This window comes from Adhaeribacter radiodurans (assembly GCF_014075995.1).
In the GTDB taxonomy this organism is placed as follows: domain Bacteria; phylum Bacteroidota; class Bacteroidia; order Cytophagales; family Hymenobacteraceae; genus Adhaeribacter; species Adhaeribacter radiodurans.
On sequence record NZ_CP055153.1, the window covers coordinates 5,060,288 to 5,076,609 of the forward strand.

Sequence of the window (16,322 nt, forward strand, 5' to 3'; positions counted from 1 at the left end):
CATGCTTAACCGAACCCAAGCTCCAGCTTTAAAAGAAATTTCTGCTGTACAATTACCACCTGCCGAGATAATTACTTTCCCGAATGGTAGTCGATTGCACCGCATCCATAATGCCACACAACCCATTCTAAAATTCGAGATTGTTCTAAAAGCGGGTAAGTGGTACGAGCCTTATAATGGGGTATCTTACTTAGCCGCTAAAATGTTGTTGGAAGGTACTCAACAATACTCAGCCCGGCAAATTGCAGATATAATTGCTTTATACGGAGCCTCGCTGGAGAGTAATCAAGGTTTTGATCGGACTTCTATTACGCTGTATACGCTTACTAAACATTTCGAACCGTTAGTTAATTTACTCGCCGAAATACTGTATGCGCCAACGTTTCCGGAGAAAGAGTTCGAATTACTTAAAATTCGTACTATCCAGAATATCAGCGTTGAAAAAAAGAAAAACGCCTATTTAGCTAATCAACTTTTCACTCGCAATATTTATGGCCCTAGCCATCCTTACACTACCGGTATGGATGAGGTCATTCTAAGTCAAACTACTTTACCAGAAGTAAAAGAATTTTATAACACTTATTACAATCTTTCAGAAGCTGAAATTTTTATTTGTGGTGATTTTAGTTCGGTAGATATTTCAAAAGTAGAAAGTCTGTTTGGCAGTTCCAGCATCCAAGGAGAACCAGCATTGACGAAGGAATACAAGCCTGCCGGTACCATTAAGAAAGATTTTTTAGTAAAAGAAGATAGTTTACAATCCTCAGTACGGGTGGGTAGTGCCTGGCCGGCCATGAACCACCCGTACTATCATAAACTAGCCTTATTAAATAAAATACTAGGAGGTTATTTCGGCTCCCGATTAATGAAAAATATCCGGGAAGACAAAGGCTTTACTTACGGCATTTACTCTTCTATTTTGGCGAAAGAACATCATACTATTTTTTTCATCGGTACGGATGTTAATTATCAAAATTCGCAGCAGACGTTAGATGAAATTTATAAAGAAGTAAATTTACTAAAGAACGAGCCGGTTGAACTTTCAGAACTTCAGACTGTACAAAATTATACTTTAGGCAAGTTGGCTAATGATTTAAGTACCATATTTGATCAGGCGGAAAAGTATAAAAACATTATTTTGCATAATCTGCCTTTAACTTTTTATTCGGATTATATTAAGGCCATCAAATCTATAACACCTCAAGAATTAAACCTACTTGCCAATCAATACTATATTCTTGATAACTTTTATGAAGCGGTAGTTGGCAAACCAGTGGATTAGTAAATTTTTTCTTTTAAATAACACCACCGAATAAACTAAAATCCGACTTAAACCCGGTTCTTACACTGGATGTAAGTCGGATTCGTTTTTAGTATTAGTTAATTATCGATTATTTACGAATCAAGTACTTTATCTGTAAACCAACATAATAGTTTCTACCGGGAGCAGCCTGGAAATAACGACTACCAAATCCATTTAAGTCGTTACCTAAGCTATATGTTTTATCTAGCGCATTATCTATCCCGCCGTAAATTTCAGTTTGCCATTTTAAGCCAAGACTGCGCCGGATACCACCACGCGCCCCTAGTAAAAAGTAAGAGTCGGCGTAAACCGAATTAGCATCGTTAAGCGGAATTTTATTAGTGTAGTTGGTAGTTGCATTCAGGTAAAACCCAGGTTTACTTTCGAGATCCAACCCAGCCAACCAAACGTGCGGCGGGGTACCCGTTAATTTATTACCGGAATAATCTGAATCGTTCTGACGGTATTCCCGGAAGCGGAAGTGGCTATAAGCGTAGGTACTCCAGACTTTTAAAAAGGAAATTGGTTTTCTGGAATCCTGAATAAATGCATACGATAACGCCGCTTCAATTCCTTGTTGCCGGGTCGCTCCCGCATTATCAAAAACTACAATGCCAGCCGCATTCGTACGGCTTACGATCGTTTCATTTAATTTAAACCAAAAGCCTACTAAGTCAAAAACCAGCTTTTGTTTTAATGCGTTTCCCCGCAAACCAACTTCATAATTTAAACCTCTTTCGGCTTGCAGTTGGGTATTAAAGCTACCATCCGAAGGACGGATTTCGGCATCTGTAGGAGGCGAGAAACCGGCACTAATACTACCATGGGCTGAAAGCTGCGGCGAAATAACTTTTAGTAAACCTAACCGGGGTGAAAATTGCGGGTTGAACGACCGGCGGTTGCGATAATTACTGGTGGTATCCGCACTGGAAACCCGTGTTAAATCATACTGCAGAAAATTAAGGCTGCTTCCTAAAGTAAGAATAAAGTTGCCGGGTAAATCAGCTTCTGCCTGAGCGAAAACAAAACCTTGATCAGCTGCTACTTCGTCGTCAAAATTTAACTTCCCTGGTTCTCCCACTCTATTTTGATAATGACGAGAATTTACGAAGCTATGCTGAAATTCGCCTCCTACCGTAAATCTTAGCAGCCTTTCCGCCACTAAGGTGGAATAGGTTGTTTGCGTGCGCCCACCAAAAGCCTGGTTTGCATTTCGCTCGTAATCCGTGGTAAACGGATTATTTAAGAATGAAAATACGCCAAACAAGGACGTGTTATTTCGCCAATGTTCGTTGAATTGGTACTGATGCGCCAAGCCTATGTTTATGCCTTGTAATTTAAGCGATGCTTTCTGATCAATATTTACCTGCCGGGCTGCCCGAGGATTACTTTCATATTGTTCCCGGGTAAGAGCGCCCGGTAATTGATAATACAAATCAGAAAAATAGGTATGAAAAGTAAATGTTTGCTTATCAGAAGGATAAAACTGCCCGGTAAGTAATACTGCATCCCGATCCATGGCGCTTTGTTGCCTGTAGCCATCCAGCTCTTGTTTAGCGTAGCGCACCAGGAAACCAGAAGTTTCGGAGGCGGTAGTGGCAGTAGCGGTATAGCGCTTTAAACCGTAAGAGCCAACCATAGAACCAATTTCTAAGGCACTTTCTCCTGCTCTTGGACGAATGGTTTCTAATCGTACGGTTCCTCCAGTGCCCGCTCCATATACGCTACCAGCAGGTCCTTTAAGCACTTCAATTTTTCCAATAGTACCTGCATCGAGCAAGTTAAGAGGTAATGTGCCATTTGCTTCTACTAATGGCACATCGTTCAAGTACATTTTAACGTTACGTACCCCAAATGGAGCCCGTAAACTACTACCCCTTATGGATAAACGGTAACTGGCAGTAGCTCTTTCCTCCATGCGCACTCCCGGCAAAGTATTTAGAGCTGGAACCAGAGAGGTAGTATTATATCGTTCCAGCTCTCTTGGAGTTAATAAACCCACTGAAGCCGCGGTTTGCTGAAGAGGACGGTTAGTAGCATACCCGGTTATTACTACTTCTTGTAAAGCCCGGAAGTCTGTGTCTAAAGATATTAATGAATTATTTACTAAAGTATCTGGGTTGATATATTTGGTCTGATACCCAAGTATTGAAACAACAATCGTATCGGTAGTAGATGGTAAAGTTAAAGTAAATGCACCTCTGCTATCGGTTGTTGTTCCTGTTGAAGTTCCAGGTACACTAATGGTTGCTCCAATTAAAGGTTGCTGAGTTTTGGCTGCAGTTACTTTCCCCGAGAGTGTTTGTTGGGCTTTAGTTGTAAACGTGATGAAAACTATAAATAAAAATGTTATTAAATATATTCTCATGAATTAATATGTACCTGTTGGTTACTTTACGTTTTACGTCATTTAATTAAAAGGCAACAAATATAGCTTTAAAAGTTCACGTAGTTGTGTAGAATAAGTTAAACGTAACATAATTGTTTTCTATTTATAATAATCCCAAAAATAGTATCTATGAAAAAAGCAGCAGTTGAATTCTGTTATATCCCATATTATTAAGTTAATGGGCTAAAGTAATTTACTATATTCAATATTGATATCTTCGAAATAATATTCTAAAATTCAATCGGTTAACTACATAAAAGTCTAACATTTAATAGCTTGATACTTGTGTCTTTTTTCTTAATCATGCTAGATTTAAAAAGTAAATATTCAATCCAATAAAAAAGGCTTCCCTAGTAAGAGAAGCCTTTTTTATTGGATTGAATTTATTAAGAGTAAGTACTAAATGCTATTAAATAGTTCTTAGCAATTTCACTTCAGAATTAAATTCAAGTAGAAGCTGCCGTTTGAAATCATGTATTTCTAATTTATCACTTGGAAGCTAATGTCTTCTGTATTTTAAAGGTAGTTCTACGATTCAATTGGTGCTCCACCTCGGAACATGGCACATTATCCGCACAACGGTTTACTAATTGCGTCTCTCCATATCCGCGAGCAGTTAAACGATCACGGGATACACCCTTCGAAACAAGATAATTAACGGTGGCTTCGGCTCTTAAATCTGATAACAATTGATTATAACCATTACCCTCCCGACTATCGCAATGTGATCCCATTTCAATCTTCACTTTAGGATTGGCCAATAACGTTACAGCTAACTTGTCTAACTCTAAAGCTGCATCCGAACGGATTTCCCACTTATTTAAGTCAAAATAAATATTAGCCAGAGCAATTGCTATATTCGTTTGAATGCGATCGAAAACTAAAGTAGTTTTTACCGTATCCAATGCATTGTCCGGCACCTGAACTGTAGCGGGCTGGGTTAAGAAAGATGGCTTACTTCCCACCAAAGAATAAGTATTTCCTTTAAAAACTTTAAAGTAATATTCTCCTTTTTTATCTGTAAAAGCCACAATTGAATCTTTTCCGTTAGGCTGAGTTAACCGCAGGCGCACATTACTTAATGGTGCTAAGCTTTTTTTACCAATTTGCCCGGCAATGCGCTCTATGGTAGTTACTGCTAAAATAGCTGGTTGCTGGATCAAAGAATAACTATAAATATCAGCAGTAGCTTCTTCACTGAACCGATCCGAAGAAAATAAACCTGATTGGCCATTCTCCTCTACCAGCATACCATAATCATTGCGGGAAGAATTAATAGGCAACATTAGATTGGATACTGAAGACCAGGTAGAACGTTCTCCGGTTGCTGAAAATATATCTAAACCCCCAAACCCATTATGACCATCCGATGAAAAGTATAAAATACCCTTTTGGTCGAACGAAGGAAACATTTCCCGGCCACTTGTATTAATTGTATTTCCTGCATTTACTGGTTTGCTCCAATTGCCATTTCCCAAGCGCTCGCAATAGTAAATATCAGTAAGACCAAAGCCACCTGGCATGTCCGAAATAAAATAAAGAAGGTTCCCATCAGGTGATAATACCGGATGCCCTACAGAATACTCCTCCACTTTATTGTAAGTAAAAGGTTTAGGTTCCGACCATTTACCACCGTTATTTTGCGAAGAGTATATTTCCAGGCGATTGACAAAACCGGAGGCAAAGGGGTTTTCTACCCAACTGGTTGGGTCCGGATTGGCTTTCTTGTTTGCTAATTTTACCAGGTTGGTACGGGTAAAATAAATAGTGGTATTAGCAGAATCTATAGCAGCCGGACCATTATGAAATTCAGAATTTAAATTGGTGGAAAGAGGAACTGGTTTAGACCAGGTAGTACCGTTCTTCACACTCCCAAATAATTTTAAATAAGGTCTTCCCGTCCAACCATAAATTTTATCTTTTTCTTTACTCTTTGCACTTGGTTTAGCTGTACCCCGATCAGAGGTGAAAAGAATGCCATTTTTGTAAGGAATGGGGCTGAAATCAGAGTTTAAGGAATTTAGCTCGGAAACGGCTTTTACTTCTACTAACGGCGGACGTTTCTGCCACTGAGCGGCAAGATCACAGGATTCAGCTAGTTTTCGAGCTTGGGTGGCCTCTGTTGGTACTTTCTCGGCGTATTGTAAGTATTGTACTTTTGCTTCTTCGTATTTGCCATTTGTATGCAACATCTGGGCATAATAAAGAATATTTATTGGCTCAGCTTCCGGAAATCTTAAAACTTCGGCATACCACGCTTCAGCAGCTACCGAACGATTGCTAAGCCGGTTTGCATCGGCAAGGTGCTGGGTAACAGGGAGAGTCGGAGCTTTTCTTTCAATAGTTTTTTTATACTCCTCAATAGCTAAAGAATATTTATAACTATCAAAATATTGGTTCGCTTTCCGGAGGGCTGACTGAGCTTGTAGCTTTCCGGTTAAACCACTAAATACTACAACCAATATTAAAAAGACGATTTTTGTAAAGTTATATTTCATAATTAACAGTAGCCGTATTATTAAAAATATTGAGGGGTCAGCATTTTAGTTTCCGCTTTTTTGAATAGTAATATTCCTAGCGAAAACTCGTGCGTACTATAATTATTTAATTGCGTCAGGGTAAAATCGTAAGAATAACCTAACCGCAATTTTGGAGATAAAAACACTTCGCCAATGGCAGACACGGCATCTTTATTAGCCAGGTCAGATGCTTCAAAATTATTTTTAAAAATATTTGCTGCTGTGCGGTACGTACCACCCAGCCAAATGCGGTTTTCAATCAATAAAAAAGCATTTACGTCGAGGTTCGTTGGGCCATGAAAATTTTCTTTCATCAGAATAGATGGCTTAAACTTTAAATGCTCACCTAAATCAAAAACATAACCTGTTGTAAGAAAATAGCTACGTTCAGGATTAAAAGCATTTTCCTGTTTCATTCCGATCAAGTCGGTAGCTGATATTCCCAGAAAAAACCTATCCGTGTGGAAGTAAACTCCCAATTTTAAATCCGGTTGAATCAGATTCGTTTCAACATTATCAATGGTAGGATCGTTTGGATCAGTAGTAGTAAGTTTGTTTCGGTCTACTCTAAACTGCGAAGCCCCAGCAGCTATTCCTACACTTAAAACGCCACTTTCCGAAACATTCAATTTTACTGCGCCATTCACCGAAGCAGAAGTCCGGCGCTGAGCACCAATGCGGTCGTTTATGGCTTGTACTCCTATCCCAATGCGGTTAGATTTGTTAACTCCATCTACACTAAAGGATTGAGTAGTAGGCGCGCCTTCTAAACCGGTCCATTGAGTGCGGTAAAAAGCATTTAGATTAATAACATTTTTACTGCCCGCATAAGCCGGATTAATAACCAACCCGTTAAAAATATATTGGGTATACTGCGGTTTATATTGAGCCATTGCACTGAAAGACAAAAGCATAGCCGCACAAAATAAACGTAATTTCATTTTATTGTTCCTAAATTTTGGTTTGTCTAACGTACAACTGTAATATAACCACGGTACAGCTTGGTATTTCCATCGCATAATTTTACCCGCAGCACATAAAAATAGGTTCCCTCGCCAAGCCCAGTTGCCCGCCAGTTATTTTGGTAATTTCTGGCCCGGAAAACTTCATTTCCCCAACGGTTTAATATTTGAATTTCGTTGTCCGGAAACTTAGTTAAATTTTCTACTATCCAGGATTCATTTTTATCGTCGCCGTTTGGAGTAAAGGCAGTTGGGAAAGTAAGATTGGCATCGGCTGCTTTAGCGTCAGCATTAAAAGTAGCGGCTATGCTACTGCAACCAGCGGTATTGGTTGCGATAACGGTAATAGTACCATTGCGATCTAACCGGTCAGCAGTAACTTTTATGGCGGTTGTACCCTGGCCAGCAGTAATTGTAAATCCTTCCGGAACCGTCCAAGCATAATTGGTAGTACCCGGCACTTCGGTTACGGTGTACATTAAACCAGTGCAAGGTCCGCTTTTATCGGTAATAACCGGAGTAGCCGGAACAGCATTGGGAGTGATCGAATTTGTTTCGGTGCTACCACCAATACCGCAGGAATTAGAAACTAATACCGATATTTTACCGGAATCAGCACCAACTAACACCGTAATAGTATTGGTATTTTGACCAGAACGGATTTGCCAGTTTGCCGGTAGAGTCCAGGTATAATTATCAGCTCCAGCTACTGGAGCAATAGTGTAAGTCTGCTCAGATCCGACACATACTGCGAGTGGGCTTGTTATCTGGCCGGGCAACGCAGGCGGTCTGTTTACCTTTACTTGAACTATTTGTGACTCTCCATTCGAACATTTCGAATTGATATTAATCGGACTGATGGATATTTCAGAGTTAGCTTTGGCAGTGTCATCTACTTTAACTACAATAGTACTGTTAGATCCTGTAATTTTAGTAAATCCAACAGGTAGTACGTATTGAAAACCAGTTACTCCATTTATGTTATCAACCGAAAAAGTAATAATATCACCTACGCAAACTTCTTTTTTACCAGCAACTAATACCGGCTTAGAAGGAGCAACGCATATAACTACTTCGGATAAATCATTGCCTGATATTAAATCTAATTCGTTCCCTGCAATTACGGCCGAATTTGCTATTTGACCTGCTATTTGCGGGAGAGCGGTTAAGGTTATGGATGTTTCCTGACCGGCAGCTAGACTACCAATAATCCAGCTGTAGGTACCCGTACTAGCATCAAATTGACCTTCGGGAGAAGAGCGAACATATTTCAGATCAGATGCTAATACATCAGTAACTACTACGCCGGTAGCATTAGTGGGGCCATTATTCCGGGCCGTAAGGGTATAAGTAACTTCATTACCTAAGGTAATAGTGCTACTGCTGGCTTTTTTAATAATCTGCAAATCTACTAAAGGTACCGCCCCGGCATCAGTAACTACTGTAGCTTTATTATTAAGACCTGTGGGATCAAGAACAGCATTATTTGTTATTTGCGCTGTATTGGTTATCCTACCGTTCTTAATAATTCGAGCATTAATCGTTAGAATGGCTTTTTCATTTACGCCTAAATCACCGATGGTAAATAAATTTTGACTGTAAGTAGAGGTGGGATCTACGGATATGTTTTGGGTGTAATTACCGGTATTAACAGTTGGATTTCCAAGTATTGAAAGAAAACCAATAGGAAAAGTTTCGGTTAAGGCTACGTTAGTAGCTTTATCTGGACCAAGGTTTTCTACCGTAACTACATAGTTAAGGATATCCCCTACTTTAGCAACTGTTTTATTAACGGTTTTAGTAACGTACAAATTAGCCGATGCAGTAGGTATTCTGATGGATACTTCTGCATTGTTTTTAATGGGATTTGAATCCTGGGTATCAGCTTTAACTGCAACTTTATTTGTAACTACGTTAGCGGGGGCAATGGCTTTGGCGGTAACAGTAACCACTACTTTATCCTTAACTTTCATGCTACCCAGCTTAAAAAGAAACACCTTTTTATCGGGCTCAAAAATTACCTGCACAGATCCGGGGGCGCTGTAATCAACAACCTCTAAATTTGCATAAGGAAAATCTTCTACTACCTCTACATTAGCGGCTTCTTGTGGACCATAATTAGTTACGGTAATGGTAAAAGTTACCATCTCGCCCAAAGGAACAGTATTACGGTTTGATTTTTTTTCGATACTTAAATCTGCTTCAATAATATTTGCCAAATAAATGTTATTATCCTGCAGAGTGACACTACCATTTAATGCTAAAATGCGGCCTTCTACACTGGTACCTTCGCTTAACCGAATGGCTTCGCCGGTGGCCGATCCATTATTATTTACTAAATAGTTACCCTGCAAAACTGCATTTGCATCAGGAATACCGCCGGTTGAGGCTGGAATTATTACCCCATTAATTTGAAAGAATACGTTTTTCGCCTGGGCACCTCTCTCCATGGCTATTATGGAGCCCGGTTCATAGCTAAAATTCCCCTCTATTTTAAATATAAAAACTGCATCTGTCCGGTTTTGGCCATCTAGCCGTAAAAGACCGGAAAGCAATACATTAGGATCACTGAAACTGTAAACTCCCGGGCTCAGAATCATTCCGTTTGTAACTTCAGGATCACCAACCGGAGTAAATCCGTTTCCTAATTTAGGCCCATGGGTATACTCGGTTGTTTGATTTTTAACAAAGTCGTAAGCTTCTTTTGCGCTTTGTAGTACCGCATCTGCCATAGGAGTATTTAACTCCGTTGTACCAATAATTACTCCGGGACCAATTTCAGGGTCAAAACCGGTTAAAGTACCTGTAGTAACAGCCAAGTCTGCGAAAACCACACTTGCATCTGCATTAGAAACTCCGGCCGGACCAAGAACAGCAAAATCCTGGGCATTTTTTAAATCCGGAACTTTTGCCTGCTGGGCGCAGAGGCGAAAAGTGGTTAGTAGAAATGAAATAATTAGTAAAAAGTTTTTCATACATTAATTACATTGCAGCTGTTCCTAAAGAATATCTTTATATTTTAATTCTTATTTCCTCTGATATGCAAATACTATTCCTATATTTTGAGTAATAAATATTTTCAATTGATATATTAATACCTTTTAATACTGATTAGTTCATCTCTTTATTATACTATATTGAGAATGTTATTTCATTATGCTTTTAAAAACAAAAAAGCCTCACCAGAATCCTGATGAGGCTTTTTATTAAATTAAATAACAGCTTATATAAATACGTGTCGTTCGGCGTGGTAAGAAGATCTTACTAAGGGTCCAGACTCTACGTATTTTAGTCCGCGGTTAAGTCCTTCTTCGCGATAATGCGCAAATAAATCCGGATGAATAAATTCTGCTACTTCTAAATGCCGTTTAGTAGGTTGCAGATATTGTCCTAAGGTTAAAATATCAAGGCCATTCGCTACTAAATCGTCTATTGCCTGATAAACTTGTTCCCGGGTTTCTCCCACCCCCAGCATAATACCAGATTTAGTCCGTTTCCCGTATTCTTTAATTCGTTTAATCTGCTCCAGACTACGTTCATATTTAGCTTGCGGCCGAACCATACGGTATAACTCTTTTACCGTTTCCATATTATGACTCACTACTTCCTGGCCCGCAGATATCATCGTGATCAAGGCATCCCAGTTAGCTTTTACATCCGGTATAAGGGTTTCAATAGTTGTTTCCGGCGATAGTTGTTTTACCTGCACTACCGTTTCATGCCAAATACTAGCACCTCTATCTTTTAATTCATCGCGGTTTACCGAGGTAATTACCGCATGCTTCACTCCCATTAACTTAATAGCTTCGGCTACCCGGCGTGGTTCGTCCTGATCGTACTCATTAGGCCGGCCGGTTGCCACTGCGCAAAAAGAGCAGCTTCGCGTACATACATTACCTAAAATCATAAAAGTAGCCGTGCCCGCGCCCCAGCATTCGCCCATGTTCGGACAATTACCACTTTCGCATATTGTATGTAATTTATATTGGTCTACCAGGTTTCGAACTTTGGCGTACTCTTTCCCTATAGGCAATTTTACTCGTAACCAATCTGGTTTACGGGTTTTAGCTATTGGTTCTGCTGGTTGAATAACCGGCAGCATTACAATCTCTTCCATAACACAAAGATAAACATTTATCCGATAGCAATAAATTCACTTTAAAAAAGCAACATTACTTCGGAATATAAAAAGGTAAGTCTTTAAAATAATAAGGTTAAAACTTTTCAAGTTGGTTCCCAAAAACAACTTAACCCGTTTTTAACTCTAACTTTATAAATAACAGTTAAACTAGTATATTGTTAGTAGCTATTATGAGCCAGATAGATTTGTTAGTTAGTAAATTTTAGCAAAAAGAGGCTGGGAAATAACAGGAAAGATGGAATAAGATTAATTGCTTATTCAATTTCTGAAAACAACAATAGCTTAATTTAAGCACTAGCAATTAAGGATTAACTACTTGCTGGTCTTAGACTATTTTACAATTTTTTACTATTTACGACGACCGTAGTACAGGGTAAGATAAAACGATGGGAAAAATTGAGCATTATCTGCTTGCGGAATAATCACCATTTTTTTGGCAAAAGCTTCTAATACAAAACCTACTTCTACCCCTGTTACATCTTCGCGGTAGCGGCCATATTCAAAGTTTACTCCCCCCCGAACGTGCAAACCAGGTCGGAATTTACTTTCGCCTAAACCAGTAAAAAATGCAGCACTACCCCGAATCCGGTTTTCAAAGTCAGTATGAATTTCCGGATTGTACGCTTCTACCCGGTAATCTGCCACTGCATTTGGCCCGCGAGAATAATCGGTATAATCGTAAACAATGTAGTAGGGTGCTAAAAGTCCAATGGAAGGGCCGGCAGCCACTACTCCATTTACTTGCACCCCTGATTCGGGAGCTTTCCGGAAAAAGACATATTCGCGCCCAATTTCAGGACGTAAAACAAATAAATAATTGGATTTACCGTAAATAAAGGAGTTACCAGTACTGGACGAATAACGCCGATTTTCTTTAGGGTGTTTTACTTCTACTACTTCTAAAGCCCAGAATTTAAACCAGCTATCGTGTAGGTAACGCGAGGATTTTATCATGCTGCCCCCAATGAGCCCGCCATTAGTATTAAAATTTACCCCATACACAAATTCTTTCTGGGGTAACTGATCATCTTGCTGCGCGTATGATGGCAACGCGGCCAAGCCCAGCACAAAACAAAAGAGAATATATTTCAGCACTCTGATAACCTTTTAATTTAATTCAATTAAATAAATTTTTGGCGCACCTCAAATAAAAATATAATAGCTATGAACCTTACAATAACAACTAAATACATGGGGCTACTACGTACAGAAGCTACGCATCTAGCTTCGGGCAATACTTTAATTACCGATGCTCCTACCGATAACAATGGCCGCGGCCAAGCATTTTCGCCTACTGACCTGGTAGCCGCAGCACTAGGCTCTTGCATGCTTACTATAATGGGTATTACTGCCAACCGCCATAAGTTAAACGTAGAAGGTACTCAAATAGAAATTGTTAAAATAATGATTGCAAACCCACGTCAAATTGCCGAAATTATTTTAACCTTTACTATGCCCAATAACGATTTTACTGAAATGGATCGTACCTCACTCGAAAATGCAGCCCGTACCTGCCCGGTAGCACTTAGCCTGAATCCGGACTTAAAACAAACTGTAATCTTTAATTGGTAAACGTTTTTTGTTAAATTTCATTGTTTTTAAACGTTAACCAAATAGTAGCAAACCAACTGATTAACAAAATAAAGTCTTTCCTATTTTACCGATTTATTCTTAATCAGCTGCTTAATGGAAAGACTTTATTTAATATCAGAAATATAATTTTATTATCCCAAAGCTTTTTTTACTTCATCCAATCTAATTCCTAAGTGCGACCAATCTGAAGTGCATTCGCCGTCCCGAATCAATAATAATTGCGGAGATTCGTGCCGAACATCAAAAGTTGCCGCAATCTGATTCGAAATAGACCGATACGATAGTAAGTCTAAATAATACGGTTTCACGTTCTCTAGTCCTGCTTCGTCCCATTGGCGTTCTAACCGGCTTTTAGCTGTAGCACTAATGGAACATGAGGTGCTATGTTTAAAAATAATAACCGGTTGTTTTAAAGATTCTGCTTTTATATTTTCTAATTGCTCCCCGGAGGTAAGCGTATGCCATTTAATCATGTAAATTACTTTTAGTTACTAAATACATCTATTTCTTTTTCTTCCGGTCAGCTTTATGTTTTAGCTTCAATTTACCTGGTTCTGTATAAAGTACATTCCCATTGTTTGTAAATTGATAGCTTTCCCATCCTTCCTGAACATCTACCTGCTTACGGCCAGATTTTCCTTTCTTATACGTGAAATTACTTGTATTTAGATGCGATTCTTTATAATCTGCTTTTATGCGGGCAGCTTCCCGTCTACTTTTTCTGGTTTCGGCTTTTAATTGCGCATCGTTCGTAATAGCAATCTGGGCAGAAGCCTGTAAACTAAAAATCAGAGTAAAGAAGATAGAAACAAAAGCTGTTTTTAAATAAAAGAAGGGAGTAGAAACGGGAACCATAATTGCTATCTAAAAAACATCAACACACCCCTACTATACTGATTTTAAGCGTTTTGGTTTCTGCTTAAGGCCTTTATAACTTTTCTTCTTCATTAATCCGTTTTTATCGTAACCCACCAGTTTGCTTTGGCCAAAACCTTCCTGGCCCGGATTAGCAGTATCGGCTTTTTTGCGAAAAATGGTAAACTTACGTCCACCTCCTGGTTCCGGACACGGAATTTTGCCACTATTGCAGCCAGACAGTATAACGAAGCTGAACAAGAAGAGAAAAATAAAAATACGGGAATAATTAGCGGATGAAATTACCAAAATAAATTACAAATAAGAATCTGACCTAAATATATAAATAACCTAATATAAATCAAAGACATAAGTCCATTTATTCTAAAATCAACCACAATAACTAAGTTATTGAATATAAGAGATAGCCGTTTAATTTTAGTAAAAATATTTTTAGTAAGTGGTTGGTTAATACTGCAGTAATTGTTCTATTTTTTGTTTTAACCGTTGAATGGGTAAAAACAACTGCTCTAAGGGCGGAGAAAACGGCACCGGAGTATCCAGGCTACCCACTCGTATAACCGGGCTATCTAAATATTGAAAACAATTCTCTGAAATCCAGGCACTAATCTCGGCACCTACTCCACCTGTTATGGTGTCTTCGTGTATAATTAATACCCGGCCGTTTTTTTGTACCGTAGCACGAACCGCCTCCTGATCCCAGGGTAACAAAGTCCTCAAATCTAAAATATCGGCTTTTACATCGGGCATGGTTTGCAATAACTGGCTTGCCCAGTGTACCCCCATGCCGTAGGTAATTATAGAAAAATCAGTCCCTTCGGTAACTAACCTGGCTTTCCCGATTTCAATGGTATAGTAATCATCCGGAATAAGATTTGAAACAGACCGGTACAGTAATTTATGTTCAAAGTATAGAACTGGGTTAGGATCAGCAATGGCGGCGTTTAACAAACCTTTGGCATCGTACGGGGTAGACGGATACACAATTTTTAAACCCGGAGTATGAAAGAACCAGGCTTCGTTCGACTGCGAATGGAAAGGACCGGCCGCAGTACCAGCTCCAGTCGGCATCCGGATTACTACATCGGCATTTTGCCCCCACCGGTAATGCGACTTGGCTAAATTGTTCACAATCTGGTTAAAGGCGCAGCTCACAAAATCGGCAAACTGCATTTCAATTACCGACTTTTTTTCTTTAACTGATAAACCTAATCCAATACCCATAATAGCCGATTCGCAAAGCGGCGTATTCCGGATGCGGTCTTTGCCAAATTGCTCTACTAATCCTTCGGTTACTTTAAAAACCCCACCGTATTCGGCAATATCCTGGCCCATTATTACCAATTCGGGATATTTCTCTAAGCTTTGGCGCAAGCCATCCGTTATCGCATCCACGTACCGTTTTTCGGACTGCTGTTCTGATTCAGGTTCTTCTATTATTTGCTGATAAGGTGCATATACATCGGCTAATTCCCCGGCTATATCGGCAGTAGGCATAGGAGTGGCAAAGGCTGCTTCTAATCCTTGTTCAATGCTAGCTTTAAATTCATCGCGGGTGGCAGCCAACAAACGGGCAGTTAAAACTTTCTCGTCTAGCAGGTATTTTTCATAATTTTCTACCGGATCTTTTTTCGACCATTTCTCGAATAATTCCTGCGGCACGTATTTGGTACCAGATGCTTCTTCGTGCCCGCGCATCCGGAAAGTCATGGCTTCAATTAATATCGGGCGTGGTTTTTTACGGATACTGGCGGCTGCTTGTCGTATGGTATCGTATACTTCCAGTACATTATTACCGTCAATCTGCAAGGTATCTATGCCATAGGCCGGACCTTTATCAATAAAATAATTAAATTTAAATTGCTCCGTATTAGGCGTAGATAAACCATAACCGTTATTTTCAATCATAAAAATTACGGGCAAATTCCAGACCGCTGCTACGTTTAAAGCTTCGTGAAAATCACCTTCGCTCGCTCCGCCGTCGCCACTAAATACCAGCGTTACTTTTCTTTTTTTCTCGAGTAAATCGGCTAAGGCAATTCCATCGGCTACGGCTAGTTGCGGGCCCAAATGCGAGATCATACCTACAATATGATGTTCTTGCGAGCCAAAATGAAAAGAGCGGTCCCGGCCCTTGGTAAAGCCGGTAGTTTTACCTTGAAATTGGGCAAATAATCGGTCTAATGGAACTTCGCGGCAAGTAAACACACCTAAATTCCGGTGCAAGGGCAGTATGTATTCGTCCGCGTCCAGCGCCAGGGTTGCTCCTACCGAAATAGCTTCCTGACCAATGCCCGAAAACCATTTACTTATGCGGCCTTGGCGCAATAAAATCAGCATGCGTTCTTCAATCATGCGAGGCAATAAAATACCACGGTACAAATGCAGCAAATCGTCGTCGGAGTAATCTTTACGGTTATAATTCATTCAGGAAGTTCTAAGTAATCATCAAAATTATAGAAAAACGCTTCATCCTGCATTTCTATTTTACTTTTTCCAGTAGCATTCCTTAAAAATAAAAAGCATTCCTGGCGCATGC

Annotated in this window: 12 protein-coding genes; 2 read left to right on the plus strand and 10 right to left on the minus strand. The window is 39.5% G+C overall.

The annotated features are described in order from the left end of the window. Position 1: 1 nt before the first annotated feature. On the plus strand, positions 2–1,282 hold the full coding sequence (locus tag HUW48_RS20120; RefSeq protein ID WP_182412651.1) for a M16 family metallopeptidase: 1,281 nt from the start codon (positions 2–4) through the stop codon (positions 1,280–1,282). Positions 1,283–1,391: 109 nt separating this feature from the next. Here HUW48_RS20120 and HUW48_RS20125 read toward each other — a convergent pair whose 3' ends face one another. From HUW48_RS20125 to HUW48_RS20150, 6 genes are all read right to left on the minus strand, one after another. Further along, positions 1,392–3,671, minus strand: coding sequence for a TonB-dependent receptor (locus tag HUW48_RS20125; protein WP_182412652.1), 2,280 nt, complete (start codon positions 3,669–3,671; stop codon positions 1,392–1,394). Between the two features lie 509 nt (positions 3,672–4,180). Beyond that, positions 4,181–6,190, minus strand: a complete 2,010-nt coding sequence (locus tag HUW48_RS20130) for an OmpA family protein (RefSeq protein ID WP_182412653.1) — start codon at positions 6,188–6,190, stop codon at positions 4,181–4,183. A 20-nt stretch (positions 6,191–6,210) separates the two neighbouring features. Beyond that, the gene (locus HUW48_RS20135; RefSeq protein ID WP_182412654.1) at positions 6,211–7,152 is read right to left on the minus strand and encodes a PorP/SprF family type IX secretion system membrane protein; all 942 of its coding nucleotides are present in this window, start codon (positions 7,150–7,152) and stop codon (positions 6,211–6,213) included. A gap of 26 nt (positions 7,153–7,178) precedes the next feature. Then, entirely contained in the window at positions 7,179–10,148 is a 2,970-nt protein-coding gene (locus tag HUW48_RS20140) for an ice-binding family protein (protein ID WP_182412655.1), read from the minus strand. Between the two features lie 248 nt (positions 10,149–10,396). Continuing rightward, on the minus strand, positions 10,397–11,281 hold the full coding sequence (gene lipA / locus HUW48_RS20145; RefSeq protein WP_182416457.1) for a lipoyl synthase: 885 nt from the start codon (positions 11,279–11,281) through the stop codon (positions 10,397–10,399). A gap of 381 nt (positions 11,282–11,662) precedes the next feature. Continuing rightward, entirely contained in the window at positions 11,663–12,409 is a 747-nt protein-coding gene (locus HUW48_RS20150) for a hypothetical protein (protein ID WP_246343554.1), read from the minus strand. 69 nt (positions 12,410–12,478) lie between these two features. Between HUW48_RS20150 and HUW48_RS20155 the strand changes: the two genes are divergently transcribed. Further along, positions 12,479–12,886: an OsmC family protein gene (locus HUW48_RS20155; RefSeq protein WP_182412656.1), complete on the plus strand. Its 408-nt coding sequence runs from the start codon at positions 12,479–12,481 to the stop codon at positions 12,884–12,886. A 152-nt stretch (positions 12,887–13,038) separates the two neighbouring features. Here HUW48_RS20155 and ytxJ read toward each other — a convergent pair whose 3' ends face one another. From ytxJ to HUW48_RS20175, 4 genes are all read right to left on the minus strand, one after another. Beyond that, positions 13,039–13,380 carry a bacillithiol system redox-active protein YtxJ gene (gene ytxJ, locus HUW48_RS20160; protein ID WP_394368418.1) on the minus strand — a complete coding sequence of 114 codons (342 nt, stop codon included), beginning with the start codon at positions 13,378–13,380 and terminating at the stop codon, positions 13,039–13,041. A 28-nt stretch (positions 13,381–13,408) separates the two neighbouring features. Then, positions 13,409–13,762 (minus strand): hypothetical protein, encoded by a 354-nt coding sequence (locus tag HUW48_RS20165; protein ID WP_182412657.1) that lies wholly within the window; start codon positions 13,760–13,762, stop codon positions 13,409–13,411. 33 nt (positions 13,763–13,795) lie between these two features. After that, positions 13,796–14,071 (minus strand): hypothetical protein, encoded by a 276-nt coding sequence (locus tag HUW48_RS20170; protein ID WP_182412658.1) that lies wholly within the window; start codon positions 14,069–14,071, stop codon positions 13,796–13,798. Between the two features lie 159 nt (positions 14,072–14,230). Then, the gene (locus HUW48_RS20175; protein WP_182412659.1) at positions 14,231–16,210 is read right to left on the minus strand and encodes an alpha-ketoacid dehydrogenase subunit alpha/beta; all 1,980 of its coding nucleotides are present in this window, start codon (positions 16,208–16,210) and stop codon (positions 14,231–14,233) included. Positions 16,211–16,322: the final 112 nt, after the last annotated feature.

Coding starts and splice junctions, on each gene's coding strand:
- HUW48_RS20120 (WP_182412651.1), top strand. CDS start 2: ATGCTTAACCGAACCCAAGCTCCAGCTTTAAAAGAAATTTCTGCTGTA.
- HUW48_RS20125 (WP_182412652.1), bottom strand. CDS start 3,671: ATGAGAATATATTTAATAACATTTTTATTTATAGTTTTCATCACGTTT.
- HUW48_RS20130 (WP_182412653.1), bottom strand. CDS start 6,190: ATGAAATATAACTTTACAAAAATCGTCTTTTTAATATTGGTTGTAGTA.
- HUW48_RS20135 (WP_182412654.1), bottom strand. CDS start 7,152: ATGAAATTACGTTTATTTTGTGCGGCTATGCTTTTGTCTTTCAGTGCA.
- HUW48_RS20140 (WP_182412655.1), bottom strand. CDS start 10,148: ATGAAAAACTTTTTACTAATTATTTCATTTCTACTAACCACTTTTCGC.
- HUW48_RS20155 (WP_182412656.1), top strand. CDS start 12,479: ATGAACCTTACAATAACAACTAAATACATGGGGCTACTACGTACAGAA.
- ytxJ (WP_394368418.1), bottom strand. CDS start 13,380: ATGATTAAATGGCATACGCTTACCTCCGGGGAGCAATTAGAAAATATA.
- HUW48_RS20165 (WP_182412657.1), bottom strand. CDS start 13,762: ATGGTTCCCGTTTCTACTCCCTTCTTTTATTTAAAAACAGCTTTTGTT.
- HUW48_RS20175 (WP_182412659.1), bottom strand. CDS start 16,210: ATGAATTATAACCGTAAAGATTACTCCGACGACGATTTGCTGCATTTG.